This is a genomic window from Devosia sp. J2-20 (genome assembly GCF_055808475.1).
On the sequence record NZ_CM147870.1, the window covers coordinates 1,448,396 to 1,473,631 of the forward strand.

At 61.7% G+C, this 25,236-nt stretch carries 26 protein-coding genes, 1 tRNA gene and 1 pseudogene; 15 read left to right on the forward strand and 13 right to left on the reverse strand.

Going from position 1 to position 25,236, the window contains the following annotated elements; translation table 11 throughout:
- The first annotated feature begins 8 nt into the window (after positions 1-8).
- Together rplQ and AC0L37_RS07140 are read left to right on the forward strand one after the other, a co-directional pair.
- Complete coding sequence (gene rplQ, locus AC0L37_RS07135; protein WP_212657706.1) at positions 9-434, forward strand: 50S ribosomal protein L17; 426 nt, start codon at positions 9-11, stop codon at positions 432-434.
- A 76-nt stretch (positions 435-510) separates the two neighbouring features.
- Entirely contained in the window at positions 511-1,551 is a 1,041-nt protein-coding gene (locus AC0L37_RS07140) for an NAD-dependent epimerase/dehydratase family protein (RefSeq protein ID WP_212657707.1), read from the forward strand.
- On the opposite strand, the gene AC0L37_RS07145 is transcribed toward AC0L37_RS07140, so the two are convergent.
- From AC0L37_RS07145 to AC0L37_RS07155, 3 genes are all read right to left on the reverse strand, one after another.
- Entirely contained in the window at positions 1,548-2,087 is a 540-nt protein-coding gene (locus tag AC0L37_RS07145) for a P-loop NTPase family protein (RefSeq protein ID WP_282221597.1), read from the reverse strand. The genes AC0L37_RS07140 and AC0L37_RS07145 overlap by 4 nt on opposite strands.
- A gap of 66 nt (positions 2,088-2,153) precedes the next feature.
- The gene (locus tag AC0L37_RS07150) at positions 2,154-2,921 is read right to left on the reverse strand and encodes a type III PLP-dependent enzyme domain-containing protein (protein ID WP_282221596.1); all 768 of its coding nucleotides are present in this window, start codon (positions 2,919-2,921) and stop codon (positions 2,154-2,156) included.
- Positions 2,887-3,336 (reverse strand): type III PLP-dependent enzyme domain-containing protein, encoded by a 450-nt coding sequence (locus tag AC0L37_RS07155; RefSeq protein WP_282221595.1) that lies wholly within the window; start codon positions 3,334-3,336, stop codon positions 2,887-2,889. Before AC0L37_RS07155 ends, AC0L37_RS07150 begins: the two co-directional genes overlap by 35 nt.
- Before the next feature lie 202 nt (positions 3,337-3,538).
- Between AC0L37_RS07155 and AC0L37_RS07160 the strand changes: the two genes are divergently transcribed.
- Complete coding sequence (locus AC0L37_RS07160; RefSeq protein WP_282221594.1) at positions 3,539-5,017, forward strand: Do family serine endopeptidase; 1,479 nt, start codon at positions 3,539-3,541, stop codon at positions 5,015-5,017.
- Between the two features lie 91 nt (positions 5,018-5,108).
- Here AC0L37_RS07160 and AC0L37_RS07165 read toward each other — a convergent pair whose 3' ends face one another.
- Entirely contained in the window at positions 5,109-5,492 is a 384-nt protein-coding gene (locus AC0L37_RS07165) for a VOC family protein (RefSeq protein WP_282221593.1), read from the reverse strand.
- A gap of 118 nt (positions 5,493-5,610) precedes the next feature.
- Between AC0L37_RS07165 and AC0L37_RS07170 the strand changes: the two genes are divergently transcribed.
- Positions 5,611-6,936, forward strand: a complete 1,326-nt coding sequence (locus tag AC0L37_RS07170) for a replication-associated recombination protein A (RefSeq protein WP_282221592.1) — start codon at positions 5,611-5,613, stop codon at positions 6,934-6,936.
- Positions 6,937-6,942: 6 nt separating this feature from the next.
- Here AC0L37_RS07170 and AC0L37_RS07175 read toward each other — a convergent pair whose 3' ends face one another.
- Positions 6,943-8,070 carry a patatin-like phospholipase family protein gene (locus AC0L37_RS07175; protein WP_282221591.1) on the reverse strand — a complete coding sequence of 376 codons (1,128 nt, stop codon included), beginning with the start codon at positions 8,068-8,070 and terminating at the stop codon, positions 6,943-6,945.
- Between the two features lie 114 nt (positions 8,071-8,184).
- On the opposite strand from AC0L37_RS07175, the gene crcB reads away from it, so the two are divergent.
- The 4 genes from crcB to AC0L37_RS07195 are packed head-to-tail and all read left to right on the forward strand — an operon-like array spanning position 8,185 to position 10,991.
- Complete coding sequence (crcB, locus tag AC0L37_RS07180) at positions 8,185-8,565, forward strand: fluoride efflux transporter CrcB (protein WP_212657712.1); 381 nt, start codon at positions 8,185-8,187, stop codon at positions 8,563-8,565.
- Positions 8,562-9,548: an RluA family pseudouridine synthase gene (locus AC0L37_RS07185; RefSeq protein WP_269368654.1), complete on the forward strand. Its 987-nt coding sequence runs from the start codon at positions 8,562-8,564 to the stop codon at positions 9,546-9,548. The genes crcB and AC0L37_RS07185 overlap by 4 nt, the downstream gene beginning before the upstream one ends.
- A complete protein-coding gene (locus tag AC0L37_RS07190; RefSeq protein WP_282221590.1) occupies positions 9,545-10,207 on the forward strand; it encodes an HAD-IA family hydrolase in 663 nt (220 codons plus the stop codon). The genes AC0L37_RS07185 and AC0L37_RS07190 overlap by 4 nt, the downstream gene beginning before the upstream one ends.
- A gap of 4 nt (positions 10,208-10,211) precedes the next feature.
- Positions 10,212-10,991: an ATP12 family chaperone protein gene (locus tag AC0L37_RS07195; protein ID WP_282221589.1), complete on the forward strand. Its 780-nt coding sequence runs from the start codon at positions 10,212-10,214 to the stop codon at positions 10,989-10,991.
- Here AC0L37_RS07195 and folK read toward each other — a convergent pair.
- From folK to AC0L37_RS07215, 4 genes are read right to left on the reverse strand one after another with little or no spacing between them, the layout of a single operon-like run.
- A complete protein-coding gene (gene folK, locus AC0L37_RS07200) occupies positions 10,988-11,434 on the reverse strand; it encodes a 2-amino-4-hydroxy-6-hydroxymethyldihydropteridine diphosphokinase (RefSeq protein ID WP_282221588.1) in 447 nt (148 codons plus the stop codon). The two genes, AC0L37_RS07195 and folK, sit on opposite strands and share 4 nt — an antisense overlap.
- Positions 11,434-11,820: a dihydroneopterin aldolase gene (gene folB, locus AC0L37_RS07205; protein ID WP_282221587.1), complete on the reverse strand. Its 387-nt coding sequence runs from the start codon at positions 11,818-11,820 to the stop codon at positions 11,434-11,436. Before folB ends, folK begins: the two co-directional genes overlap by 1 nt.
- A 5-nt stretch (positions 11,821-11,825) precedes the next feature.
- The gene (folP, locus tag AC0L37_RS07210) at positions 11,826-12,695 is read right to left on the reverse strand and encodes a dihydropteroate synthase (RefSeq protein ID WP_212657718.1); all 870 of its coding nucleotides are present in this window, start codon (positions 12,693-12,695) and stop codon (positions 11,826-11,828) included.
- A 10-nt stretch (positions 12,696-12,705) separates the two neighbouring features.
- Positions 12,706-14,475, reverse strand: coding sequence for an SLC13 family permease (locus tag AC0L37_RS07215; protein WP_212657719.1), 1,770 nt, complete (start codon positions 14,473-14,475; stop codon positions 12,706-12,708).
- Between the two features lie 122 nt (positions 14,476-14,597).
- On the opposite strand from AC0L37_RS07215, the gene AC0L37_RS07220 reads away from it, so the two are divergent.
- Entirely contained in the window at positions 14,598-15,524 is a 927-nt protein-coding gene (locus AC0L37_RS07220) for a phosphotriesterase family protein (protein ID WP_473314847.1), read from the forward strand.
- Here AC0L37_RS07220 and AC0L37_RS07225 read toward each other — a convergent pair.
- Positions 15,521-16,375 (reverse strand): helix-turn-helix domain-containing protein, encoded by an 855-nt coding sequence (locus AC0L37_RS07225; protein ID WP_282221586.1) that lies wholly within the window; start codon positions 16,373-16,375, stop codon positions 15,521-15,523. The genes AC0L37_RS07220 and AC0L37_RS07225 overlap by 4 nt on opposite strands.
- Positions 16,376-16,508: 133 nt before the next feature.
- Here AC0L37_RS07225 and AC0L37_RS07230 point away from each other — a divergent pair, with 133 nt between their 5' ends.
- Together AC0L37_RS07230 and AC0L37_RS07235 are read left to right on the forward strand one after the other, a co-directional pair.
- Positions 16,509-17,450, forward strand: coding sequence for a phytanoyl-CoA dioxygenase family protein (locus AC0L37_RS07230; RefSeq protein ID WP_282221585.1), 942 nt, complete (start codon positions 16,509-16,511; stop codon positions 17,448-17,450).
- A 105-nt stretch (positions 17,451-17,555) separates the two neighbouring features.
- Complete coding sequence (locus AC0L37_RS07235; protein WP_282221584.1) at positions 17,556-18,782, forward strand: HPP family protein; 1,227 nt, start codon at positions 17,556-17,558, stop codon at positions 18,780-18,782.
- A 43-nt stretch (positions 18,783-18,825) separates the two neighbouring features.
- Here AC0L37_RS07235 and rimO read toward each other — a convergent pair whose 3' ends face one another.
- Complete coding sequence (gene rimO, locus AC0L37_RS07240) at positions 18,826-20,157, reverse strand: 30S ribosomal protein S12 methylthiotransferase RimO (RefSeq protein WP_282221583.1); 1,332 nt, start codon at positions 20,155-20,157, stop codon at positions 18,826-18,828.
- 251 nt (positions 20,158-20,408) lie between these two features.
- Between rimO and AC0L37_RS07245 the strand changes: the two genes are divergently transcribed.
- Entirely contained in the window at positions 20,409-20,783 is a 375-nt protein-coding gene (locus tag AC0L37_RS07245; RefSeq protein WP_212657725.1) for a DoxX family protein, read from the forward strand.
- 76 nt (positions 20,784-20,859) lie between these two features.
- Here the strand turns inward: AC0L37_RS07245 and AC0L37_RS07250 are convergent, their stop codons facing one another.
- Positions 20,860-21,411, reverse strand: a complete 552-nt coding sequence (locus tag AC0L37_RS07250; RefSeq protein ID WP_269368645.1) for a DUF4282 domain-containing protein — start codon at positions 21,409-21,411, stop codon at positions 20,860-20,862.
- A 45-nt stretch (positions 21,412-21,456) separates the two neighbouring features.
- A pseudogene (lipB, locus tag AC0L37_RS07255) lies at positions 21,457-22,225 on the reverse strand (lipoyl(octanoyl) transferase LipB).
- 76 nt (positions 22,226-22,301) lie between these two features.
- On the opposite strand from lipB, the gene AC0L37_RS07260 reads away from it, so the two are divergent.
- The 3 genes from AC0L37_RS07260 to AC0L37_RS07270 all read left to right on the forward strand — a co-directional run bounded on the left by AC0L37_RS07260 (position 22,302) and on the right by AC0L37_RS07270 (position 25,141).
- Positions 22,302-22,535 carry a FliM/FliN family flagellar motor switch protein gene (locus tag AC0L37_RS07260; RefSeq protein ID WP_212657728.1) on the forward strand — a complete coding sequence of 78 codons (234 nt, stop codon included), beginning with the start codon at positions 22,302-22,304 and terminating at the stop codon, positions 22,533-22,535.
- A gap of 105 nt (positions 22,536-22,640) precedes the next feature.
- A tRNA-Leu gene (locus tag AC0L37_RS07265) sits at positions 22,641-22,727 on the forward strand.
- Between the two features lie 176 nt (positions 22,728-22,903).
- The gene (locus AC0L37_RS07270) at positions 22,904-25,141 is read left to right on the forward strand and encodes an amino acid permease (RefSeq protein WP_282221581.1); all 2,238 of its coding nucleotides are present in this window, start codon (positions 22,904-22,906) and stop codon (positions 25,139-25,141) included.
- The last annotated feature ends 95 nt before the right edge of the window (positions 25,142-25,236 follow it).

Here is a 25,236-nt window from a genome sequence, read left to right on the forward strand (position 1 = left end):
AGACCACCATGCGCCACGGTAATTCAGGTCGCAAACTCAACCGGACTGCCAGCCACCGCAAGGCCATGTTCGCCAATATGTCTGCCGCGCTGATCAAGCACGAGCAGATCGTCACCACGCTTCCAAAGGCCAAGGACCTGCGTCCTATCGTCGAGAAGCTGATCACCCTGGGCAAGCGCGGCGATTTGCACGCTCGTCGTCAGGCGATCGCTCAGATCCGTGACGAAGGTCAGGTTGCCAAGCTGTTCGCAGTGCTTGGCCCACGCTACAAGGAACGCCAGGGCGGCTATATCCGCATCATGAAGGCTGGTTTCCGTTATGGCGACAATGCACCACTGGCCGTGATCGAATTTGTTGATCGCGACGTCAATGCCAAGGGCCTCGATAGCGGTCCTGTGCATGTTCGTGACGACGATGAGAACGAAGCAGCGTAAGCTTCGCTCACATTAGACATTTGAAGGCGGCTGCGGTTCACTCCGTGGCCGCCTTTGTTTTTGGCGGGGAGGGCGCATGCGCAGAAATCTGGTGTTGGTGACGGGCGCCAGCGGCTTTGTTGGCAAATGGACGGTCATCGAACTCCTACGCGCCGGTTATTCCGTTCGAGGGGCATTTCGCTCTGCGGAACGGGCGGAGAGCGTCAAGCAAGCCGTGATTGCGTACTTGGGCGACGAGGTGCTGTATCGTCTGAGCTTCGTCAAGCTCGACCTGATGCTGGACAATGGCTGGGCCAAGGCCATGCTCAAGGTCGATGCTATCGTGCATACGGCGGCAAAGGTGGTTACGCGCGAACCCAAGGATCCAGGCAAGGTCGTCGGGCCTGCTGTTGAGGGTACGGAGCGGGTGTTACGATTTGCAACGCGGGCCGGTGTGCGACGCATCGTGATGACTTCTTCGGTTGTCACAATCGGTTATGGCCATGGGCCGCGACGCGGGCCGCATATCTTTAGCGAGACTGATAATACCGAGCTTGATGGAATAGGCTTTCCTTGGGCCTATTGCGTGGCCAAGACCAAAGCCGAGCGCGTCGCCTGGGCCTATGCGCGCAATGAAGGGCTGGAGTTGACGACAATTCATCCGGGTGCGGTTCTGGGGCCCGCACTGGACGGTTATGTCAGCCCCTCCTTGCGTCTGGTCTCAGGTTTGCTCAATGGGTCAACACCAGCCCTGCCGCATTGCGGTTTTTCCATCATTGATGTGCGCGACGTGGCGGCCCTGCATGTTGCGGCGCTCAACCATGATGCGGCCATTGGCGAGCGCTATCTGGCAGCCTCGGACTATGTGAGTTTCTCGCAGATCGCGCAGATGTTGGCGGCGTCGTATCCGGCGCAGAATGTTACCCGGAAAAAAGTGCCAGACTGGGTGATCAAGCTGCTGGCGCGCTTTGGTGGGCCGTCACGGTTGATTGCCAATGATATCGGCAATGAGAAGCACTACACACGCGACAAGGGTGAGGCTTTGCTGGGCCACCCATACCGCTCGGCCGACAGCGCCATTCTGGCTGCCGCCGAAAGCCTCTTTGCCTTGGGCCTGCTTGAGCGGCATTCAGGCTAGGGGCCGTCCAGCCCCCAGGCGTCATAGAGCCGATTAACCTGTCGCAGCGAACGGCAGGTCACCAGCGGCAGCCCGCTCGGAGCGACCATGGCGTGGTAGCGGTCATAGCTGTTGCGGGTTTTCCAGATCCAGTGGATCATTGACCATTTCAGACTGTCCTGCGCCCCTGCAAGACTGCCGGGGCGATGTCTTTCGAAGAGGGTGCGGCGTATATAGCGGGCAAAGCGCAGTGTGTAGTGTTCATCAACGAGGATGGCGCCAGTCGCGCGGGCCAGCCGTTCAGCGATCAGCCCGCTGTAATTGCCATCCATGATCCAGGTTTCCTGCGCGATGGCGTCACGCTGCAGGCCGTGAAACTCCGCCTTGGGTCGCGCCACCCAATCGGTATTGGGTTGGTGGTGCAACTGGTCCAGATAGACAGGGGGCAGGTGCAATTTCGCGCTGATGGCTTTGCACAGCGTGGACTTGCCTGCATTGGTAGGACCCATGATGACGATGCGCGGCCCAAGGTTTTCCAGCGGCATAATGTCAGCCAATGATCCCTCCCAAAGCAAAATGGCCATCCCGTTTCCGGAATGGCCATGTAACTGCTGCGTTACCGATTACTCGGGCTGCTGATCCTTGCCGGTATAGGCTTCCTCGACCCAGAACTGGTCGCGGCGATCGAAGCCGTTGAACGGGGTGAGCGAGGCTTGGGTGTAGGCACCCATCAGACCGAATTCGATCCAGTCGTCCTCATCGATATCGGCCGGCAGGGTGAACACCTGAGGCAGCACGTCATAGCTGTCGCAGGTTGGACCCCAAATGGTGAAATCCGAGAATTCCTGCTCATTGTCATGCACCCGGGCGCCGCGCCATACGCGAACCGGCGGGGTGAAGTGCATGAATTTGACTTCCATCAGACTGCCATAGGCACCGTCGTTGACGTACACGGCCTGGCCGCCGCGCTGATGCTTGACGCGCAACAGAAGCGAGGTTGACGAGGTTACCAGTGCGCGGCCGGGCTCGATGATCAGCTCCGGCTTGTTCTTGTCGCCGAAATGGTCGTTGACGGCGTTGCCGATGGTCTCGAAGTAATAGTCCATTGGCGGCGCTTCGCTTGTCGGGTAGGGGGCCGGATAGCCGCCGCCGATATTGAGGCGCTTCAGTTCGATGCCGGATTCATCCACGATGCGCGATGCCGCAGCGATGTGGCGCTCATAGGCATAGGCGTCTTCGCACTGGCTGCCGACATGGAAGCAGAGGCTGGGCGTGTAGCCCATCTGCTCGACCATTGTGACGATTTCGGCGGCTGCCTGTTCCATGACGCCGAACTTGATGCCGAAGTCATAGGATTTAAGCGCCTTGCCGGCCTTGAAGCGGGTGGTCACTTCCACATCGCGCGAGGGTGAAAGCGATCGCGGCCAATTGGTCTAGCTGCTGGGGGTGATCGATGGTGAAGGAGCGCACGCCGAATTCTTCGTAGGCGCGGGCGATCTCGCGCTTGTTCTTGATGGGGTTGTTATAGTGCATCACGGCGCCGGGCGCGTAGTCGCGCACCAGTTCCATTTCGGTATTGGAGGCCACGTCAAAGGCCTTCAAACCTTCGCGATGCAGCTGGGCGATCACGTGCGGGGATGGGTTGCACTTGACCGCATAGGTCAGCAATCCGTCAAAGCCCTTCTTGAAGACCTTGGTGGCCTTGTGCAGTTCACGTTCAGAGAACAGGAAAGCCGGAAAATCGGGGGCTTCGGCCGCGATCAGCGCGGAGGTGTTCGGGTAAACGTGTTTCGGCTCGGTGGTCATGGACGACTGGCCTTTCGGGGCTGGGGAAAGCGAGAAAACGAGCGCTGCATATAGGGCCGAGTGCCCCCTCACGCAAACGATTATTTGGCGTCAAAATGCGTCACTTGCATGACGCCATTTTCATGCCCGATTCCGGGCGTTTGCCTGTCGGGCGCACGCTTGGGAAACCGGTGTGCCACCACTATGGCTGGAGGTTTGGTTGATGTCGATGCGCACGCTGGTAATGGCCGGAACCGCAATTGCGGTTCTGGCGATCGGAGGAACGCTGGCCTTTGCGCCGTGGAACGCCCCAAGCATCGCCCAGACCACCATTTCTCAGCTCAGCGTCGCGCCGCCTGCTGACGTTGTCCGCGCGGTTCCCACCAGTGATGGTGCGGTCAAGCTGAGCTATGCGCCTGTGGTCAAGACGGTGTCGCCCTCGGTGGTCAACGTCTATGCCACCCGCATCGAGCAGCAATCGGTGTCACCCTTCGCCAATGACCCGTTTTTCTCGCGTTTTTTCGGCCAGCGGCAGTTCCAGAGCCGGCCGCGCAGATCCCAGTCGCTGGGCTCGGGGGTGATCGTGGAAGCCGGCGGGGTGATCCTGACCAACCGCCATGTCATTGAGGGCGCTACCGATGTACGCATCGCGCTCTCGGATGGTCGCGAGTTTGCCGTCGATGTGGTGATCGAGGACGCCCAAACCGATCTGGCCGTACTGCGGGTGCAGCAGGCGGGCGATACAGAGTTTCCGGCGATCACCTTTGCCAATTCCGATGGTCTGGAAGTGGGCGATCTGGTGCTGGCGATCGGCAATCCGTTCGGGGTGGGCCAGACCGTGACTAGCGGCATTGTCTCGGCGCTGGCCCGTACGGGTGTGGAGCGTTCGGATTATGAGTTCTTCATCCAGACCGACGCGGCGATCAATCCGGGCAATTCGGGTGGCGCACTGGTCGATATGGACGGCCATCTGGTGGGCATCAATACCGCGATCTATTCGCAAAGCGGCGGTTCGGTCGGTATCGGCTTTGCCATCCCGGCCAACATGGCGCGGCTGGTGGCTGACGCGGGCGTTGCGGGCGGCGAGATCGTGCGGCCCTGGTTTGGTGCCAAGATGCAGGCGGTCAATGCCGATATCGCCGCCAGCCTGGGCATGGCCGCGCCGCATGGGGCACTGATCACCGAGGTGGCGCCAGATGGTCCGGCAGCGCAGGCCGGCTTTGTCTCGGGCGATGTGATCCTGAGCGTGGACGGGCTGGCCGTCGATGATCCCAGCGCGTTCAATTTCCGGCTTGCCACGCGGCCCATCGGTCAAACCACCGAACTGGCCCGGCTGCGGTACGGCACCACTACCAATGTGATCTTCACCATTCAGGCGGCGCCCGTGGCTGACGAAACCATGATCGCACAGATTGATGGCGACTCCCGCTTTGCCGGGACCAGTGTGCGCCAGCTTGATCCGGCTCTGGCCGAACTCAAGGGGCTTCCCTACGACGCGACAGGTGTGATCATCACGGACATTGCGGCGGGTTCCCCGGCTCAGGCCATGGGCTTGCGCGTGGACGATGTGATCATCTCGCTCAACGATATGGCGATGAATACCGCGCAGGCCTTCGCCGATACGGCATCAAAACGCGTACGGACCTGGCAGATCATCCTGCAGCGCGACGGGCGGGTAACGCGCAGTATTGTCAGCGGTTAGTTACGGTTTGGCGGATTTTGCGATGCTTGGCTGTTCTGGTGTTCACCGGCGCGCCTGATCCGCGCTGGTGAACAGTGATAGCGCGGCGGGATTACGTTGGCGCGTGGCAAACTGCTTCGATGTTGTTGCCGTCCGGGTCGCGCACGAATGCACCATAATAGCTGGCATGGTAGTGCGGGCGCAGGCCCGGCGCGCCATTGTCGGTACCGCCAGCTGCCATGGCGGCGGCATAGAATGCGTCGACCTCGGCCCGGTTCTGCGCCGAAAACGCAAAATGCGCGGGTGGTTTCTGGGCGCCGGCCTCGGTCAGCCAGAAGGCCGCGCTGTCGCGTCCAAAGCCGCCGACCTTGACGCCGCCGGTGTGCTCAGGTGGCACCTGCAGCAGAAATGAGGCGCCCAGAGGGGCCAGAGCCTGTTCATAGAAGGCTTTGGCCTGGTCAAAATCGCTTACGCTGATGCCGGAATGGTCTATCATGGTTGTCCCCGTCCAATTGATGGTGACGCTGAGATAGCGTCTGTTACTGACAGGGTGCGTCAGCAGAAGCGCTGCCCCCGGCGCGCTTGGCGCGACAAGAATGAAATGATGATTGTGCATGGCCGACCTTTTCGCAGCTGATCCCGATAGCGTCGTTGACAGCGACACTGCCCGCCCGCTGGCTGACCAGCTGCGGCCGCGTTCGCTTGATCAGGTGATCGGGCAGACCCATTTGCTGGGCCCGCAGGGCACGCTGCGGCGCATGATCTCGTCGGGTCGGCTGGGCTCGCTCATCCTGTGGGGGCCGCCGGGCACCGGCAAGACCACGGTGGCGCGCCTGCTCGCTGATCAGATCGGCTATAATTTCGAGCAGATTTCGGCCGTTTTTTCCGGGGTCGCCGACCTCAAGAAGGTGTTCGAGAAGGCACGCTTTGAGCGGCTGAGTGGGCACAAGACACTGTTGTTCGTGGACGAAATCCATCGCTTCAACCGGGCGCAGCAGGATGGCTTTCTGCCCGTGATGGAAGACGGCACGGTGGTGCTGGTCGGTGCAACCACGGAAAACCCGTCCTTTGAGCTGAACGCGGCTTTGTTGTCGCGCAGTCAGGTGTTGCGGTTTGAATCGCTGGGCGCCAGCGATCTGGAAGATCTGGTGGGGCGTGCAGAGGCGCTGACAGGGGCAACGCTGCCGCTGGAGCCAGAAGCGCGGGCCACGCTGCTGACGCTGGCTGATGGCGACGGGCGGGCCCTGCTGGGGCTTGTGGAAGAGGTGCTGGCATCGACCAAGCAGGGCGAGATGCTCGATGCCGCCGGTTTGCTGACCGTGGTGCAGCGCCGGGCACCCATCTACGACAAGGCAGCGGATGGCCACTACAATCTGATTTCAGCCCTGCACAAGACCATTCGCGGCTCCGACCCCGACGCCGCGCTCTACTATTTCGCCCGCATGCTCGACGCGGGCGAAGACCCGCTGTTTCTGGCGCGTCGGCTGATCCGCATGGCGGTCGAAGATATCGGGCTGGCTGATCCACAGGCGCTGCCGCAGGCCGTGGCGGCGCGCGATGCCTTTCAGATGCTGGGCTCGCCCGAGGGTGAACTGGCGCTGGCCCAGACCGTGGTCTATCTCGCGCTCGCGCCCAAATCGAACGCGGTCTACACCGCCTTCAAGGCAGCCAGCAGCGTGGCCAAATCGACCGGTTCACCGACGCCTCCCATGGTCATCCTCAATGCCCCGACCAAATTGATGAAGGGGGCTGGCTATGGCGATGGCTATATCTACGATCACGATACACCCGAGGGCTTTTCGGGGCAGCAGTATTTTCCTGAGACCATCGGCCGGCACAAATTCTATGAGCCAGTGGAGCGTGGGGCCGAGCGCAATTATCGCAAACGCGTCGACTATTTCGAGCGTCTGCGGGCCGCCAAGGCTGACAAGGGTGAATAGAACGCGCTAGCGCGCCTGCCAGCGCCCATTACGCCCGGCCTGATAGCCGTATTGGTAGAGTGCGCTCAGCCATTGTGGGCTGCCAAACACGCTGGTGCTTTCGGGGAAATCTGCCGGAATGGCGGTGAGCCCGAACGCCAGCCCCGCCTTGCGCGCGGCGTTGTCCAATTGCTCGAGATTGCTGCGCCCGAGATATTTGAGCAGGGTGGGCACGGCGCGCTCGAGCAGTGACATGCTGGAAATCTGCACGGTGGCCGGGCTGGGAGCAACCACGCCGTTGAAGATCACATAGAGCTTCTGCACGCCGCGGCGGTTTTTGACGAAGGCTTCGTAGCCGCCGGGCATCAGCAAGACCTGCTCGGTTACCCCGCCATCGACATGGAGTTCGTCATAGCTCATGCCCTGTGCGGCGACATCGAGCATGACGGGTGGAAACACGCCCGGCACTGCTGTTGAAGCAAGAATGATTTGATGCACCAGTTCGAGCCTGTTGGGCAGATTGCTGATGGCGATGGCGCCGATATCCCAGATCATGGGGCGCTGCGCGTTCAGATTGGTGGTGCCGACATAGAGCCGGCGGCCCTGCTTGTGTTCGACCCCAATGGCGTTGAGCGCCTGCGTGTCCACCAGCTTGCGGATGGCATCGAGCACCGGGACATTACTCATCACCGAAGGCGCGCCGAACAGGGCGCCCAGGAAATTGGCACCGGCCGAATTGTCCTTCTGGGTCAGGCTCGAGAACACGGTGCGCAGCCGGGCATCATAGTCCGAGCCGAGAAACGCCATGGGGGCGATCATAGCGCCCACACTGATACCGGTGACCACTTCGAATTCGGGCCGGCCGCCCTTGTCGGTCCAGCCCACCAGAAAGCCGGCGCCATACGCGCCATTGATGCCGCCGCCCGAGAGTGTCAAATAGTCGACATCGCCGTCAGGGCCGGGCGCGACTTGCGCCTGTATTCTGGCGAATTCGTTATCGTCGCCCCAATAGCGTAGGCGCTGATCGGCGTGAATGGTGGCCTCGGCAACCAGTTGGGGTGGAATCTGCTGCCGTGACTGCAGGGTGGCGCAGGCCGAAATGGCCAGCAGGGCCACCATGGCAAGAATGGATCGCAGGGCGGTGCTGATAGTCACTGGCTCGGGTCTCGCAGTTCAGGCTGGCACCCAGGCCAGATGATATCGGTATGCAGGTGGCCAAGCCTTGCATATGGAAGTGTTCAATTGGTTATTGGTGGAGCGGGGCAGAACATGCAGGCAATTTTGTTGGTCGGGGCGGGCGGCGCCATTGGCGCGATGGCGCGATTTGGCCTGGCCAGTCTGGTTGGACGCCTGCTACCGATGTCGTTTCCTTTGGCGACATTGTTGATCAACATCATCGGCTCGGTGCTGATGGGCGTCGTGGTGGGGCTGATGGCCCGCTTCCTGCCGCCGCAGGCTGAAGGTCTGCGCTTGTTTGTGGCCGTCGGCGCACTGGGTGGTTTCACGACGTTTTCCTCGTTTTCGCTCGATACAATCGTGCTCATTGAGCGCGGCGCACTGCCACAAGCTGGCTTGTATGTGCTGTTGTCGGTTGTGGTTTGCCTCATAGGGCTTTATCTCGGGCTTTTGATGACCCGAGGCGTGGCATGAGTGGCGTTCAACAACGGCAGGTAGAGAGTGACGAAGACGGCATGCGTCTGGATCGCTGGTTTGCCCACCATTTTCCCCAGCTTGGCTTCGGACGGCTGCAGAAGCTGATCCGCAATGGCGAGGTCAAGGTCGACAAGGCCAAGGTCACGACCAGCACGCGCCTGTCGCCTGGTCAGACCGTGCGCATTCCGCCCATTGATGATCCCGGCGTCGTCAAGCCGGTCAAGGTCAACAATGATGACGTCAATACCATCCGGGACATGATCCTGTACGAGGATGACGACATCTACGTGCTCAACAAGCCGCACGGCCTTGCCGTGCAGGGCGGTACGGGCATGAAGCGCCATCTCGACGGCATGCTCAAGAGCCTGCCCAACAAGAAGGGCGAGCCGCCGCGGCTGGTGCACCGTCTGGATCGTGATACGTCTGGCTGCCTGATCGTTGCCAAGACCAAATCGGCCGCCAGCCATTTTGGTGAAGTGTTCCGCTCGCGTTCGGCCCGCAAGATCTACTGGGCTATCGTGGCGGGCAATCCGCATCCGCAGCAGGGCGAGATTTCGTGCTTTCTGACCCGGCAGTCGACCGACGATGGCGAACAGATGGTCGTGGTCAAGAATGGCACGCCGGGTGCCCAGCACTCGATGAGCTATTATTCGACGACGGACACGGCCAGTCGCCGCTTTGCATGGGTCACCCTCAAGCCGGTGACCGGACGGACCCATCAGTTGCGTGTGCACATGGCGCAGCTGGGCACCCCGATCATTGGCGATCCTCGCTATTTCAACATCGAGAACTGGCAGGGCGCGCCAGGGCTGAGCTATGGCCTGCATCTGCACGCGCGCCGCATTGCCATTCCTCTGCGCAATGGCGATCGTCTCGACATTTCAGCGCCATTGCCACCGCATATGCGGCACAGCTTTGAAACGCTGGGCTTTGACCCCGATCGCTACAGCGTTGGCAGCGATCCCGAGGACGGCAAATGATCCTTGTCATCTTTGACATGGATGGCACGCTGATCGACACCCAGGCGCTGATCACCGAGCACATGACGGCGACATTTCACGGTCTGGGGCTTGAGGCGCCATCGTCGGAAAAGTCACGCCGGGTTATCGGGCTGTCTCTGCCCGTCGCCATGGCGCATCTCGCGGATACGCTGGATGCGGTGCTGGTTGACCAACTTGTAGAAGCCTATCGGGCGCACTACCGCGCATCACTGGTAACCGATGCATCACGCGAGGCGCTGTTTCCCGGTGCACTTGATGCCCTCAAACGGCTCAATGCCCGCGATGACGTGCTGCTGGGCATTGCCACGGGCAAGGGATTGACCGGGGTGCACCGCATTTTGGGGCTGCACGGTGTGGCCAACTACTTCACCACCTTGCAGACGCCCGATCACAACCCATCTAAGCCCCATCCGGGCATGGTCCAGTCGGCGATGGCGGAGACTGGCGTCGATGCTGCGCAGACCGTGATGATCGGCGATACGACATTCGACATTGAGATGGGCGTGGCCGCGGGCTGCAAGACCATCGGCGTGACATGGGGCTATCACGAGCCGCGCGAACTGATCGCGGTGGGTGCGAGCACCATGATCGACCGCTACGACCAATTGGACGGCGCAATCCGTCAACTCGTGGAGTAAGTGCATGCGCGACCAGCTCGAAGACATCCAGAAGCATCTCGATGATGGCTATGGCCGCGCGCAGCACCTGAACAAGGTCGAACTGCCCAAGCGCTTCTACAAGGAAGTGGCGGCCGGGCCGGTCGATGGTGGGTTCACCGTGACGCTTGATGGTCGCCAGGTCCGCACACCGGGCCGGAAGATCCCGGTGATCGTGCCTGCGGCGCCGATTGCCACGGCCATGGCCAGCGAATGGGCCGCACAGGGCGAATTCATCAATCCGGGCACCATGCCCACTGTGCGCCTGATCAATTCGGGCGTCGAAAGCGGCGAAGACAGCGTGCCCGCTTTTCGCGATGAGATCGTCAAATTCGCCGGTGGCGATCTGCTGCTCTACCGTGCCGAAAGCCCGCAAGGGCTGGTGAACGCGCAGGAGCAGCACTGGGACGACGCGCTGGTGCGTCTGGCGCGCCATTTTGGCGTCAGTTTCCAGCCTACCTTTGGCATTCTGCATCAGGCCCAGCCGCAGACGACGCTGGACCGGCTTGCCGAGGTCCTCGCGAACGAGCACCTGATTTCGCTGACTGCCATGGTGTCGATGACCGGCCTGACCGGTTCGGGCCTGTTGACGCTGGGCTATTGGCACAAGCTGATCGACGCCGATGCCGTCTGGGCAGCAGCCCATGTCGATGAGGACTACCAGATCACCCAATGGGGTTCTGACGAGGAAGCGGCCGACCGCCGGGCCATGCGCCGGGTCGAGTTCGACACTGCCGTGGCCGTATTGGAGGCGATGCGCGCCTAGTGCGCCTTCGCACCACCCGTTGCGATAACCCATTGCGTGGTTTCGGCATCGATCTCCGATAGCGGGTCGGTGACGAAGTCGCGCTCATGGGCGTGGGGATGGGGCAGGGTCAGCCGTTCGGTCGCCATCCGCAGCCGGTCATAGGCAATGATATCAATATCGATCAGGCGCGGCCCCCAGACCTCCTTACGCACCCGCCCCATGGCCAGCTCGATCTCCAGCAGGGCATCGAGCAGCGCGATGGGGGCCAGATCGGTGCTGATGGCGATGGCCATATTGGCGAAGTCGGGTTGATCAGTCTTGCCCCAGGGGGCGGTGGTCAGCACCGAGGATCGCGCCGTTACGCTGATCTCGCGATGGTTGCCAATGCGTGCCACGGCATCTGCCAGTTGCGCGCGAGGGTCGCCGATATTGGCGCCGAGGCTCAGCCAGGCGGTGGCCATTAGCGTGCGCTCCGCTGCCGATGCAGCTCAATGGCCGCTTCTCCGCGCACCATGGCGATGGGGGCTTCTGGCTTGCGCAGACGAATGATCACCCAGGTGACCGCCTCAAATTCGGAAAACAGATCATCGATGATATTCTGGGCTACCGCTTCGAGCAGCTTCATCCGCCTGGTCTCGAAGGCCGCTTTGACCACATCGTAGATGTCGGCATAGGAAATGCCCGCGCTGAGGCGGTCGGTGGCCGCTGCTGCGGTCAGGTCAGTGCCCAGTTCAAGATCGATGAAGAATCGCTGGCCGAGCTTCTCTTCTTCGGCGAACACGCCGTGATAGCCGTAAAAGCCCAGATCTTTCAGGATGATACGGTCGCCCGTGTATGGCTCAGCCATTGCTGTTACCCCAGTTCGGTGGGCGGACCATACAGCGTCGCCTCGGCGACGCGAAGGGCATCGCGATTGGCGCGCACATCGTGTACCCGGAAGATGTGGCCACCATTGATATAGCCGAGCACATTGCTGGCGATGGTGCCGGCCAGACGCTGGTCTGCCGGCACGTCGAGCAGTTTGCCGATCATGGATTTGCGCGAGGTACCCACCAGAATGGCGAAGGCTCCCCGGTGCCGTGCCGTGCCGGCGCAGGCCTGCCGCAGATTGTTCAGGATGGCGTAGTTTTCCGCCACCGATTTGGAAAAGCCGAAGCCGGGATCAAGGATCAGCCGCTCCCCGCTCAGTCCCGCCTGTTCGGCCTTGCCGATCGTCGCATCAAAGTAGCGGTTCATGCTATCGGTCAGTGGGGTATCAGGATCGCGCGCCTTGTCCCAGTGCATGGCAATTACCGGCACATCGTAAAGCGCTGCGACCGACGCCATTTCCGGCGCGCCGCGCAGACCATGCACATCATTGATGATGCAGGCCCCAGCCTGAATGGCCTGGTCGGCGACCAGCGGCTTATAGGTGTCGATGGAGATCGGAGCGGTTATGCCCTCGGCAATCAGGGCATCGATCACCGGCATGACCCGATCAAGCTCCTGTTGCACACCCACCAGTTCGGCGCCCGGCCGGGTGCTCTCGCCGCCAATGTCGATAATGTCGGCGCCCTCGGCCAGCATGAGCCGGGCATGGGCCAGCGCGGCCTCAATCAGCTGGTGCTGACCGCCATCAGAGAAGCTGTCGGGCGTGACATTGAGAATGCCCATGATGCGGGCGGTCTGGCCCAGCTGCAGCGGCGGGCGCTTGGGCAGGGCGATGGTGTGGGTGCTGTGCATTGGCAAGCCCTCAGAACGGCCAGACCAGCATTAGCATGGGCACGGCCACCAATACGACAATCAGCGAGAGCGGGGCGCCCAGTCGCCAGTAATCGCCAAACTTGTAGCCGCCTGGCCCCATGACCAGCGTGTTGCACTGATGCCCGATGGGGGTGAGGAAGTCGCAGCCGGCGCCAATGGCCACAGCCAGCAGGAAGGCTTCGGGCTGATAGCCCAGTTCGGTGGCGAAGGTCGCCGCGATCGGGGCCATGACCAGCACGGTGGCGGCGTTGTTGAGGAAAGGCGTCACGGCCATGGCGGCAACCATGATCAGCGCCAACGCGCCCCAGCCGGGCAGGGTGCTGGCGGTCAGTGAGAGCCAGCCGGCGATAATTTCGGTGCCGCCGGTGGTGCGCAGGGAGTCCGCGACCGGGATCAGGCAGGCCAGCATGATCAGGATGGGCGCGTCGAGCTGGTTATAGACATCGCGCAGCGGGATGGCACGGCTGAGGACCATGGCGACGGCCGCAGCGAAGAAGGCGGGCGCCACGGGCACCAGACCCAGCGCCGATGCGCCCATGGCGATAGCCAGAATGACCAGTGGCACAAGGCCATTGCGAATGCTGCCAAGGCGCAGACCGCGTTCGACCAGCGGCAGGCAATCCCACTCGCGCAGCAGTTCGGGCAGCCGCTTGATGTGGCCCTGGATCAGGATCACGTCGCCGTTCTGAAAGCGGATCTGGCCAAGTCGTTCGGTGAAGCGCTCTTCGCGGCGGCTGACGGCTAGCAGGTTCAGCCCGGTGCGATCAAACAGGGTCAGTTCCTGCGCCGTTGCGCCGATCAGCCCCGAACTTTCACCGATCACCGCTTCGATCACGCCGAAATCGGCCGCGTCCTTGGTGGCCGCACCGCGCCGCTCGGAGAACACCAGGCCGGACTGGTTGACCATCTTGTCGAGTGCTTCGGGCTCGCCGGCGATCAGCAGGATGTCGCCGGCCCGAAGCTTGGCGTCGGGCAGGGGTGTGCGGGGGCGGCCACCGGCACCGACGATGCGGGTCACCATGCCACGCCCATCAGCGAGTGCCTGAATGTCGCCAATGGTGCGACCAATGGCCGAGGAATCCTCGGTGACGCGCGCTTCGGTGGTGTAGTTCTTGATCTCGACTGCGCTGTCGAGGCCCTGGGTCTCGCGCTGGCGCACGGGCAAGAGCTTGTAGAACAGGGCCAGAAAAATCACTCCAACCACGGTCAGGGCCAGTCCCACGGGGGTGTAGTCGAACATCGAAAAGGCTTCGCCGGTCAGTTCCATGCGCACGCGCGAGACGATGATATTGGGTGACGTGCCGATCTGCGTCATCAGCCCGCCCAGTAGCGAAGCAAAGGCCATGGGCATCAGAAACAGCGAGGGCGACACGCCGGAGCGGCGGGCCATCTGGAAGGCAATTGGCATCATGATGGCCAGCGCGCCGATATTCTTGACGAAGGCGCTAAGCACGGCGACCACAGTGACCAGCAGGATCAGCTGCGCGCGCGGTCCTGATATATTGGGCGCAAAGCGGCGCACTGCCACTTCCATGATACCCGAGCGCGATACGGCAGCGCTGACGATCAGCGCGCTGCCGACAATGATGACGATATCGTCGGAGAAGCCGGAAAACGCTTCGGCGGGCGAGACGACGCCGATGGCGAGGGACGCAAGCAGGGCGGCCACGGCCACCACGTCATAGCGCCAGCGGCCCCAGATAAACGCCACCATCATGGCGCCGATCAGCAGGAAGGCCAAGGATTGCTGAAGTGTCATTGCGGTTCCATAGCAGCCTGTCAGCGCACAACTCAACCCAGAGCGAACGCGTAGACAAGAGACAAAATCGACATGGGCGACTATAATTGGCGGAATGGATTTGAAACTGCGGCGGATTGGACATGTCGATGCACCCAAAACAGCTTTTCACCACGCTGGGGCCGTTAACGCGGGATCAGCTGGGTAAGATCCTGCCGCACGAACATGTTTTTGTGGATTTGCGGACGCCGGACCAGCCGGGCTATGCGCAGGCCGATACCGCGGCTGTGGTGGCGCTGATGGCCCCGCAGATCGAAGCCATCAAGGCGCAGGGCATTACGGCGTTGGTCGAGTGTTCTACCGGTGGTGTCGGGCGGCGCGCCGATCTGGATCTGGCCGTGTCGCTGGCCACTGATTTCCCTATTGTGGTGCCCACTGGCAATTACCGTGAGCCTTGGATACCCGACTGGGTTGCGACCGCCAGCGAGGCGGCGCTGGAAAGGTGGATGCTCAAGGAACTCAATGAGGGCATCGAGGATACCGGGGTGCAGGCGGCGTGGATCAAGATCAGTGCCGGCGATGACGGCATAACGCCCCTTGAAGCGCGTATATTGCGGGCGGCGGCGCATGCGGCCAAGGCAACGGGGGCGGTGATCGGCTCGCATACGATCAAGGGGCGGGTGGTAATGGATCAGCTCGACATCATCGAGGCCGAAGGTGGTAGAGCCGACCGGTTCATCTCCATCCATACCCAGGCCGAACCTGATTTTGACATGCACAGGGCGGTTGCGGCGCGCGGCGCCTGGATTGAGTATGACCATGTCGGGCGGGCGTCCGATGACGAGGTGGTGGCGCTGATCCTGCGGGCGCTGGAGGCAGGATTGGGCAGGCAATTGCTGCTTAGTCACGACCGGGGCTGGTTTGACCCGGCCAAGCCTGGTGGTGGAGAGCCGCAGCCCTATACGCATCTGGTAGCGCATCTATTGCCCCGATTGCGGGCAGCGGGGGTGGACGACGACATGATCGTGCAATTGACCGAAACCAATCCGTTCGAGGCCTATGCCCGCTAGGCGAAAGCGGCGCGATACTGGCTGGGCGTGGTGCCTTTGAGCGCCTTGAACTGGCGGTTGAAATTGGCCAGCGAGTCATAGCCCACCAGCCCCGCGATCTGACCGATAGGCTGGCTGGTGGAGGAGAGCAGGGCACAGGCCCGACCAATGCGCAGGCGGATCAGATACTGGCTGACGGTCTGCCTTGTATGGCGCAAGAAGGTGCGGTGCAGGCCAGACGGGCTGAGCGCAGCAATATCGGCTAGTTGCGGCACGGTGAGTGGCTCGGCGAAATGGTCGTGGATATGGCTGAGCACCCGATCGATGCGGCCGCGATCGGTTGCAGCAGGGGCCAGTTCCGGCGCGGTGGCCGAAAGCGGCGTTGCCGCCCGATCCTGTGCCAGCACAGTCAGCACCCGGACCAGACTGAGAAAGCGATCCACCGCCGGCTGGGTGAACAGGGTCTGGATGAGCGGACGGGCGGTACTGGCCGTTTCAGGCGAGAAATGCAGCCCTGTTGCGGCTCGGTTGAGCATGGCGGCAACGCTGCGCAACTCGGTATTGGCTGTCAGCCGCTCGGCCCATTCGGGCAGGAACCACATGACAAGGGCAGTGTGCGGGGCGCTGCAATCAGCGCGATCAAGAGAATGCCAGGTGTGCGGCAGGTAGGGCCCGATCAGCACCAGATCGCCATCGTCATAGCGCCCGATATGGTCACCGATAAACCGTTGCCCCTTGGAGTTCAGCGTCAGGGTCAGTTCGAATTCGGGGTGGTGGTGCCACTGAAACGGAATGCCATCGTCGAGGCGCCGGTTCAGTGTGGCCCAGGACGCGTCATCATCGGGTGAAACATGTTCCAAATAGGGCTTCATTTGGCGCTCTGTCCCCTCGATACGCCAGAATAGTATCAGTATTGGCCTGCTGGGGGCAAGCGAACGCCAGCTTGAGCGGCTAGGCTTCTCTCACAAGCCAAACCCGAATGGGGACAGGACATGGGAGACCGACATGCAAGCAGCAACAACCAAGCGCGACAGCCATCCAACCACGCAGGTGGTGACGACCCAGCTCAAGGACATCGTCAAGAAGCTGCCCCTGCGGGTGCTGAGCCCGGCGGATTGGGAGCACTGGGTAACCAAGGGCTATGTGATTGTTCGCAATGCGGTTCCACAGGAAAATGTCGAGCGTCTCAAGGCTTTGCTCTGGGAATTTGAAGAAAAGAATCCGGCAGATCCGGACACCTGGTACACCCCGCAGCGGCGTGATCACATCATGAAGGAGCTCAACGGCACCGGCATGGTGGAGATCTACAACCACCAGTTGCTCTGGGATAACCGGATGGAGCAGCGCGTCTATGACGCCTTTGTCGATATCTGGGATATCGAGGAGCTCTGGACCAGTATCGACCGCGCCAATCTCAATGTCCCCAAAAAGGTCAAGGGTAACCCCAATGGCTTCATCCACTGGGATAGCGACACCTCGCTCGATCCGCTGCCCATCGGCGTGCAGGGCGTGCTCAGCCTGGTCAAGCAGGATGGCGATGTGGGTGGTTTCCAGTGCATTCCCGAGCTGTTCTATAATTTCGACGAGTGGGTGAAGACCCAGCCGGCCGATCGCGATCCGATGCATCCGGACACCACCGGGCTGACCATCACCAATATCGAGATGGAGCCCGGCGATCTGATGATCTTCAATACGCTGCTTGCTCATGGCGTGCGGCCCAACCATTCCGATGAGCGGGTACGCATGGCGCAGTACATTTCCATGTTCCCCGCTGATGAGGACAATGCCGCCGAGCGCGCCGAACGGGTGCGGTTGTGGCGTGGACTGGATCACCCGCAGCGCGATGCATTTCCCGGTGATCCGCGCGAATGGGAAAAGAAGAATGCCGCGGTCGCCAAACTGACGCCGTTGGGCGAAAAACTGCTCGGCGCGCAGAGCTGGCGCTGAGCTAAACGACGCGGATGGAATAGTTTTTCTGCCGTGTCGCCAATTGCGCAATAGCAGGCCTGTCCGAAGCGTTGGTGCTTCTGGAGGGGCCTGCTACACGACGCCATGTCCAGCGTCATCCCGTTTTTCATGCGCTTCGTGCCCGGTCTCGCCCCTGTCAGTCTGGGCGAGCGGTTGCGGGCGTCCCTTGGTGCCGTCATCGGTATCGTTATTACCGGTGCGGTCGCGACCCTGGCGCTGAGCAGCAGTGATGTGCCGCTGCTGATTGCGCCCATTGGCGCCTCCGCCGTGCTGCTGTTTGCCGTGCCGATGAGCCCGCTGGCGCAGCCTTGGTCCATCATTGGCGGCAATACTATCGCGGCCCTGATCGGTGTCACCTGCGCCCGCTATATCTCAGATCCCATGCTCGCGGCAGGTTTGGCCGTGGGCGCGGCCATCGCGATTATGATGGCGATGCGGTGCCTGCATCCGCCTAGTGGGGCGGTGGCACTGACAGCTGTGCTGGGCGGGCCTGCCATCACCGCGGCTGGTTATGGGTTCGTCATCTGGCCCGTGCTGATCAACTCATTGCTGCTGCTGGCGGTGGCTTTGGCCTTCAATAATCTGACGGGTCGCCACTATCCGCATCTCACCCCAGCGCCTGCAGTCAATCCGCACAAGACGGCTGATGCGCTGCCCAGCGGTCGGCTCGGTGTGTCGGCGGCCGATATCAGTGCCGTGTTGGCACAGCATGACGTGGTGCTGCCGGTGGCGGCCGATCAGCTTGAGGATATCCTTCACCGCGCCGAGATGCGCGCGTATGACCGCCGCTCGGCCGGGGTAACCTGTGCGCAGGTGATGAGCCGCGATGTGCTCTCGGTTGGCCCCAAGACCAGTCTGCGCGAGGCGCTGCGGTATCTGCGTGAGCATCACATCAAGGCATTGCCCGTGGTCGATCACGACAATCGGGTGATCGGCATCCTGACCCAGACCGATCTGCTCGACAAAGCCGATTGGGGCATGTCGGCGACGGGTTCTGGTCTGGGGTGGCGCCTGCGCGCGATAAGCAATTCAGATCGCTCGCTCAAGGGACGGGTGGAGGACGTTATGAGTACGCCGGTCAAGGCTGCTCATCCTGATACTCATATCGCCCAGGTAGTGCCTTATATGGCCGATGCCGGGCTGCATCATTTGCCCGTCACCGATGATGATCAGCGGTTGGTTGGCATGCTGACCCAGTCCGATGTGATGGCCGCCATGTATGCAGTGTCGGTCGGCGAGACCGCTTTGGCCGTAGCGCAGACCCCCGTGCGACCGGCCAGAAAAAAGGCGCTGCCCGTGAGTAGCGCCTGATAATTTGAGTCCGGAAACACCGCCAAGGTGTTGAAACTGAATCCTAGTTCAGAGTCGCGCTGGGCGTGGCGAACAGGTCGTATTCATCGCTGTCAGTCACCAGAACGTCGATCATGTCGCCGGGCTTGATGCCGGTGGCATTGGTGATGATGACCTGGCCGTCGATCTCGGGCGCATCCCATTTGGAGCGGGCAATCGCCTTGTTCTGTTCGGGCTGCACATCGTCCACCAGCACCTGAATGGTGCGGCCGACCTTCTTGGCCAGCTGGCCGGTCGAGACGTTCTGCGCCACTTCCATCAGCCGTTCGAAGCGATCCTGCATGACATCGTCGGGCACAATGCCTTCGAGTTCATTGGCAGGGGCGCCGGTGACGGGCTCATATTTGAAGCAGCCGGCGCGGTCGATTTCGGCTTCCTCGATGAAGTCGAGCATCATCTCGAAGTCTTCTTCGGTCTCGCCGGGAAAACCGACGATGAAGTTCGAACGCACGGTGAGGTCCGGAACCTGCTCGCGCCACTTCAGGATGCGGTTGAGCGTCTTGTCCTGATGGGCGGGACGACGCATGGCCTTGAGCACCTTTGGCGAGGCGTGCTGGAACGGAATGTCGAGATAGGGCAGCACCAGGCCTTCGGCCATCAGCTCCATGATCAGATCCACATGGGGGTAGGGGTAGACGTAGTGCAGACGCACCCAGGCACCCAACTGGCCCAGTTCCTTGGCCAGATCGTAGAACTTGGCCTTGACCGGGCGGCCACGGTAATTGGACTCGGCATATTTGATGTCGACGCCATAGGCGCTGGTGTCCTGGGAGATCACCAGCAGTTCCTTGACGCCATTGCGGACCAGACCTTCGGCTTCGCCCAGAATGCCGGCAGCGGGACGCGAGGCCAGATCGCCGCGGATCTGCGGGATGATGCAGAACGAGCAGCGATTATTGCAGCCTTCGGAAATCTTGAGATAGGCGTAGTGGCGCGGGGTCAGCTTGAGGCCTTGCTCGGGCACCAGGTCAACGAATTTGTTGGGCACGGGCGGCAGGTGCTCATGCACGGCGCTGACCACATTCTCGTATTGGTGCGGGCCGGAGATGGCGAGCACGGACGGGTGTGTCTGACGGATCAGCTCTTCTTCGACGCCCAAGCAGCCCGTGACGATGACGCGGCCGTTCTCATTGAGGGCTTCGCCGATGGCTTCGAGCGATTCCTGCTTGGCGCTGTCGAGAAAGCCGCAGGTGTTGACCAGGACGATATCGGCCCCGGCATAGTCGCGGCTGAAGGCATAGCCCTGGCTGCGCAGCGTGGACATGATGCGTTCACTGTCGACGAGGGCTTTTGGGCAGCCGAGGCTGACGAGGCCGATTTTAGGCGCTTGGCTCATGTGAGCTTCTTGTTCCGATGTGGGAAAGGATTGCGCGCGTCATACAGAGAATTTGATAGTTACGCAATGTGACCGCCCCTCGGCAGGTGGGTGGCTGCCGTGCTGTGACCGGCCAGCAGGCTGGCTATGAGTGCACTTCTGAACAGTGCGTTTGCATTTGAGCCGATATTGGAAACGCTCGCTATGCTTTAGGAGAGCGGCACCGGCGTCAGAAATCTGGCGCATCCGACCCCGCTCAAAGGAGCCTTGCCTTGTTCGATCGTCTCTCCACCTATTCGCCGCAGGCCCTTGGCGTGCTCCGTATCGCGACCGCCCTGCTGTTCATCGCCCACGGTACCCAGAAGCTGTTTGGCTTTCCTGTAGCGGCCATGGGCCCAACCGAAGGCCTGATGCTGATTGGCGGTCTGCTGGAAGTGTTTGGCGGTCTGGCCGTGCTGGTTGGCTTCTTTACCCGTCCAGTGTCGTTCGTGCTCAGCGGCATGATGGCCGTGGCCTATTTCCTGTTCCACTTCCCCGGCAGCTTCTTCCCGCAGGCCAATGGCGGCGACGCAGCCGTGCTGTTCAGCTTTGTGTTCCTGTATCTGGTGTTCGCCGGCCCCGGCGCCTGGAGCATCAACAAGCAGTAAGCTTGCCGAATTGAATCAAGAAGGCCGCCCAGATGATTGTCTGGGCAGCCTTTTTCTTTCGTGCCGCGCAGCGCGATCAGCTTTTGGCAGGTGGCGTGCGTTTGGCGGTGCGGCGTGGCTTGTGCGTCTCGCCGGGTTTGGTGGCGGGGGAGCGGGTTGCCGCTGGCTTGGGTGCCTCGGCTGGCTTGGCGCTGGCTGGCGGGACGTAAGGGGCGGGCTCGGTCGCCGGGGTGATGTATTCATCGGCTTCAGCGTAATCGGCGTCTTCGCCTTCCTCGGCCAGATCCCGAATGGCGTCGCGCACCTCGTCGATCAGGGACGAGGAATAACGCGAGCGGTTGACCGTCTCGCCGCTCTGCTCATGGGTCTTGAACCAGACCAGCAGGGCTTCACAGGTGACGCGCAGGATGATGAAGGCCAGCAGACCATAGACCGCGATCTCCAGCAGGCCCCACAGGCCCATGCCAAAGCCGAAGCTGAAGGTCAGGAACAGATGGCTGACGGCCCAGAGCAGAATGCCGCCCAGACCCAGCGCATAGAGAATGGGCACCAGCTTGGGCGACAGGATGGCGTCGAGCCGGAACAGGGTCTGGCGGGTGAACAGGCGCTTGAGGTCGTCCAGCGTCATGACGGGCTCCTTGGAAATGGCTTAAAACAGGGTTCGATTCGATTGTTACGCAAGTTGGGGGTCGGCGCCAGCCCCGACAAGGCTTGGCTCGGATGCGTCCACCGTGGGGCCGAAACGGGCCTCAAAGGTCTGCCGCAGCACCGAGATCGACCTCGGGCATGGACACCAGATGCCCCAGATCCTCGAAGCTGGTCACCCCGGCGTCGGAAATGCCGCAGGGCACGATGCCGTCATAGTGACCCAGATCGGGCGACACATTGAGCGAAATGCCGTGAAAAGTGACCCATTTGGACACCCGCACGCCGATGGCCGCGATCTTGTCCTCGGTCAGCACGCCCTTTTCCGAGCGCTTGACCCAGACGCCGATGCGCGGCGCCGGCTTGCTCTCGGCCTTGATATTGTGGGCCGCCAGCGTGTCCACCACCCAGTCCTCAAGCCCTTGCACCAGGCAGCGGATATCGCGGCCGCGCTGTGTCAGGTCCAGCATCACATAGGCCACGCGCTGGCCTGGACCGTGATAGGTGTATTGCCCACCCCGACCCGCATCGAATACCTCAAAGCGGTCTGAGAGCAGGTCTGCGGGCTGCGCAGAGGTACCTGCGGTGTAAAGCGGCGGGTGCTCGAGCAGCCAGATGGCTTCTTCGGCCGCGCCAGCGGCAATGGCGGCGGCGCGGGCCTTCATGGCGGCCAGTGCGACGGGGTAGGGCACGGGCTCGCCCGAAATCACCCATTGCACAGGCCGGGCGTCGTTCCGTGCCAATTTGCTACGGATTTCGCAGTGCGCGTCACCATTTGTTAACGGTTCCATAACCATGGGTGCCAGAGGATACCTTCACATAAGAGATTCACCGGCACCTTGAGCGGCGCCGCGACGGGGTTCAGATATATCTATGGGCACATTAGACAATATTGAAGTGGACATCACCGTCGAACTGGGTGCCACGACGATGCCGATCCATCATTTGCTGCGCATGGGCCGTGGTGCGGTGATCGAACTCGATGCCGGCGAGAACGATCCCCTGTGCATCTATGCCAATGGCACGCTGATCGCGCATGGCGAAGTCAGCGTCGAGGACGGGCATTTGCGCGTGCAGATCTCCAACAAAACCTCGCGTCACCGCTAGCCTCTCCACAGACATTTCCAAATCTCGATTTAAGCGCTTGAGGTTACGACAGACCTTTGCTACATCCCCACTCGCTTCGCCCGGTGGGCGTGGCTCTACCAGAATGCGGTCGTGGCGGAATTGGTAGACGCGCAGCGTTGAGGTCGCTGTGGGGTAACACCCGTGGAAGTTCGAGTCTTCTCGACCGCACCATCATCTCCGGATGATACGAAAAAATGGGCTGCCCCTCGGGGCGGCCCTTTTTGTTTGCGGTAGGTGCAGATTCGGTCCTGCTGCAGATGCAGGGAAGCTGCGCATTCCATCCCGATTGCTTTGTTTCTGGCGCCGCACTAATCCTAGCGAATTCAGCTGGTGCGGTGCGCTCCCAAATGTCGAAAAACTCTGAAAAGCCGCAGGGCATGGGCACTTTTGGCGGGGTGTTCACGCCCAGCGTGCTGACGATTCTGGGCCTGGTACTGTTCTTGCGGCTTGGCTATGTCGTGGGCACGGTGGGGCTGTGGCAGACGCTGCTGATTATCGGATTGGCCAGCCTAGTGTCGGTGCTCACCAGTATCTCGCTGGCGGCGGTGGCCACCAATATCGAGGTCAAGAGCGGCGGGGTGTACTACATCATCTCGCGCACGCTGGGCGTGGCCTATGGCGGGGCCATCGGGCTGGTGCTGTTTGTGGCGCTGGCGGTCTCGGTGGGGTTTTACTGCGTCGGCTTTGCCGAGGGCGTCACGGCGACTTTTGACATCACCACGCCCTTTGCTGCGCAGGGCATTGCGGCGGCCGCGGTGCTGCTGATGGCGGTGATCGCCTGGTTCGGCTCGGATCTGGCGACCCGGGTGCAATATGTCGTCATGGCCTTTCTGGTGTTTTCGCTGATTTCCTTTGGCATGGGCGCCTGGGGGCATTGGGACAATTCGCGGCTGGTTGCCGCGTTGGGTCCAAATCAGGGCTGGATCGGCTTCTGGCCAGCCTTTGCCATCTTCTTTCCGGCGGTCACCGGCTTCACCCAGGGGGTGAACATGTCCGGTGATCTGGCTGATCCGGTTCGCAGTATTCCCCGCGGCACTGCCTATGCGGTAGGCCTTTCCATCCTTGTCTATGTCGTGGTGGCGGTGCTGCTGGCGGGCGCGGTGCCACGCGGTATCCTGACCTTCGACTATGGCGCAATGCGCAATGTCGCCGCGTTCGGGCCGCTGATCGATGCGGGAATTTTCGCTGCCACGCTGTCCTCGGCGCTGGCGTCGCTGATGGGGGCTCCACGCATCCTGCAATCGCTGGCCAAGGACAAGGTGTTTCCGTTCCTGGCCGTGTTCGGGGTCGGGCATGGCCCGAGCGACAATCCACGCAACGGGATTTTGCTGATCGCGCTGGGCACGGTGGCACTGGGCAATCTCAATGTCATCGCCTCGGTCGTGGCCATGTTCTTCGTGGTGACCTATGGCCTGCTCAATTACGCAACCTATTTCGAAGCCAGCGGCCGCAGCCCGTCCTTCCGGCCGGCGCTGAGCTGGTATGATCCGCGCCTGAGCCTTGTCGGCGGTCTGGTATCGCTGGGGGTGATGCTGGCCATCAATCTGACAGCGGGGCTGGTGGCCATAGCGGTGATCCTGGCGGTCTATCAATATCTGCAATCGACTGCGACCGAGGCACGCTGGGCCGACGGGCAACGCTCCTATGAGCTGCAGGCGGTGCGCGACAATCTGCTGGCAGCGAGTGCGCGGCCCGAGCATGCCCGCGACTGGCGTCCGCAAATCCTGGCTTTTTCCAATGATGAAGCGCGCCGCGAGCGCCTGCTGCGCTTTGCTGCCTGGATTGAGGGTCATAGCGGCCTGACCACGGTGATCCGGATATTGGAGGGCAAGGGCAGGCGGGCCCGGCGCGAGCTGGCCCTTGCCGAAAAGGCGCTGGAGCGCGATCTGGCGGCCAAGGGGCTGACGGCGTTCCCGTTGGTGGTGTCAGCGACCGATCTGGATGTTGCCGTGCCGGTGGCCGTACAATCGGTGGGGATCGGGCCCACCCGCATCAATACCGTGCTGCTCAACTGGCTTGATCCGGCCAAGCGCACCGAGGATCCCGAACAGGCCAAACGCTTTTTGGGTAATCTGCATGCCTCGTTCCTGCTGGGTTTCAATCTGGTGGTGTTTGATGCCCATGAGGATGATTGGGAACGGCTGACCGCGACCAGGCCTGCCGCGCGCACCATCGATATCTGGTGGTCCGACAATGCGACCGGTCGGCTGATGTTGGTGCTGGCCTATCTGATGACCCGCAATACCGATTGGCGCGGTGCGCCGATCCGGGTGATCACGGCGCATGCCGAAACCGATGTCGACCTGCGCAAGGCCGAGCTTGAGGAAGAACTCAAATCGGTGCGCATCGCGGCCGAGGTCATTGTTCTGCCAATCGGGGACGACCGGCTGGAAGGCTTGATTGGGCAATCAGCCGATAGCGCCATTGTGTTTGTGCCGCTGGGTATTCGCGAGCAGGAGTTCACCGACTGGTTGGGCACGCCGCTGGCCAACATCCTGCCGCGCCTGCCAATTGTTGCGCTGGTGATGGCCGCCGAGGAAATGGACCTTTCTGCTGACCCTGATCAGGCGGAGATCTCCGACTAGTCGTCCGAGGCGGCCTGGGCGACACTTCTTGGCGGTTCTGACGAAGAATTCACTGCAAGGGTCGGAAATCGCTACGGCAAAGCTGGCGGATCATG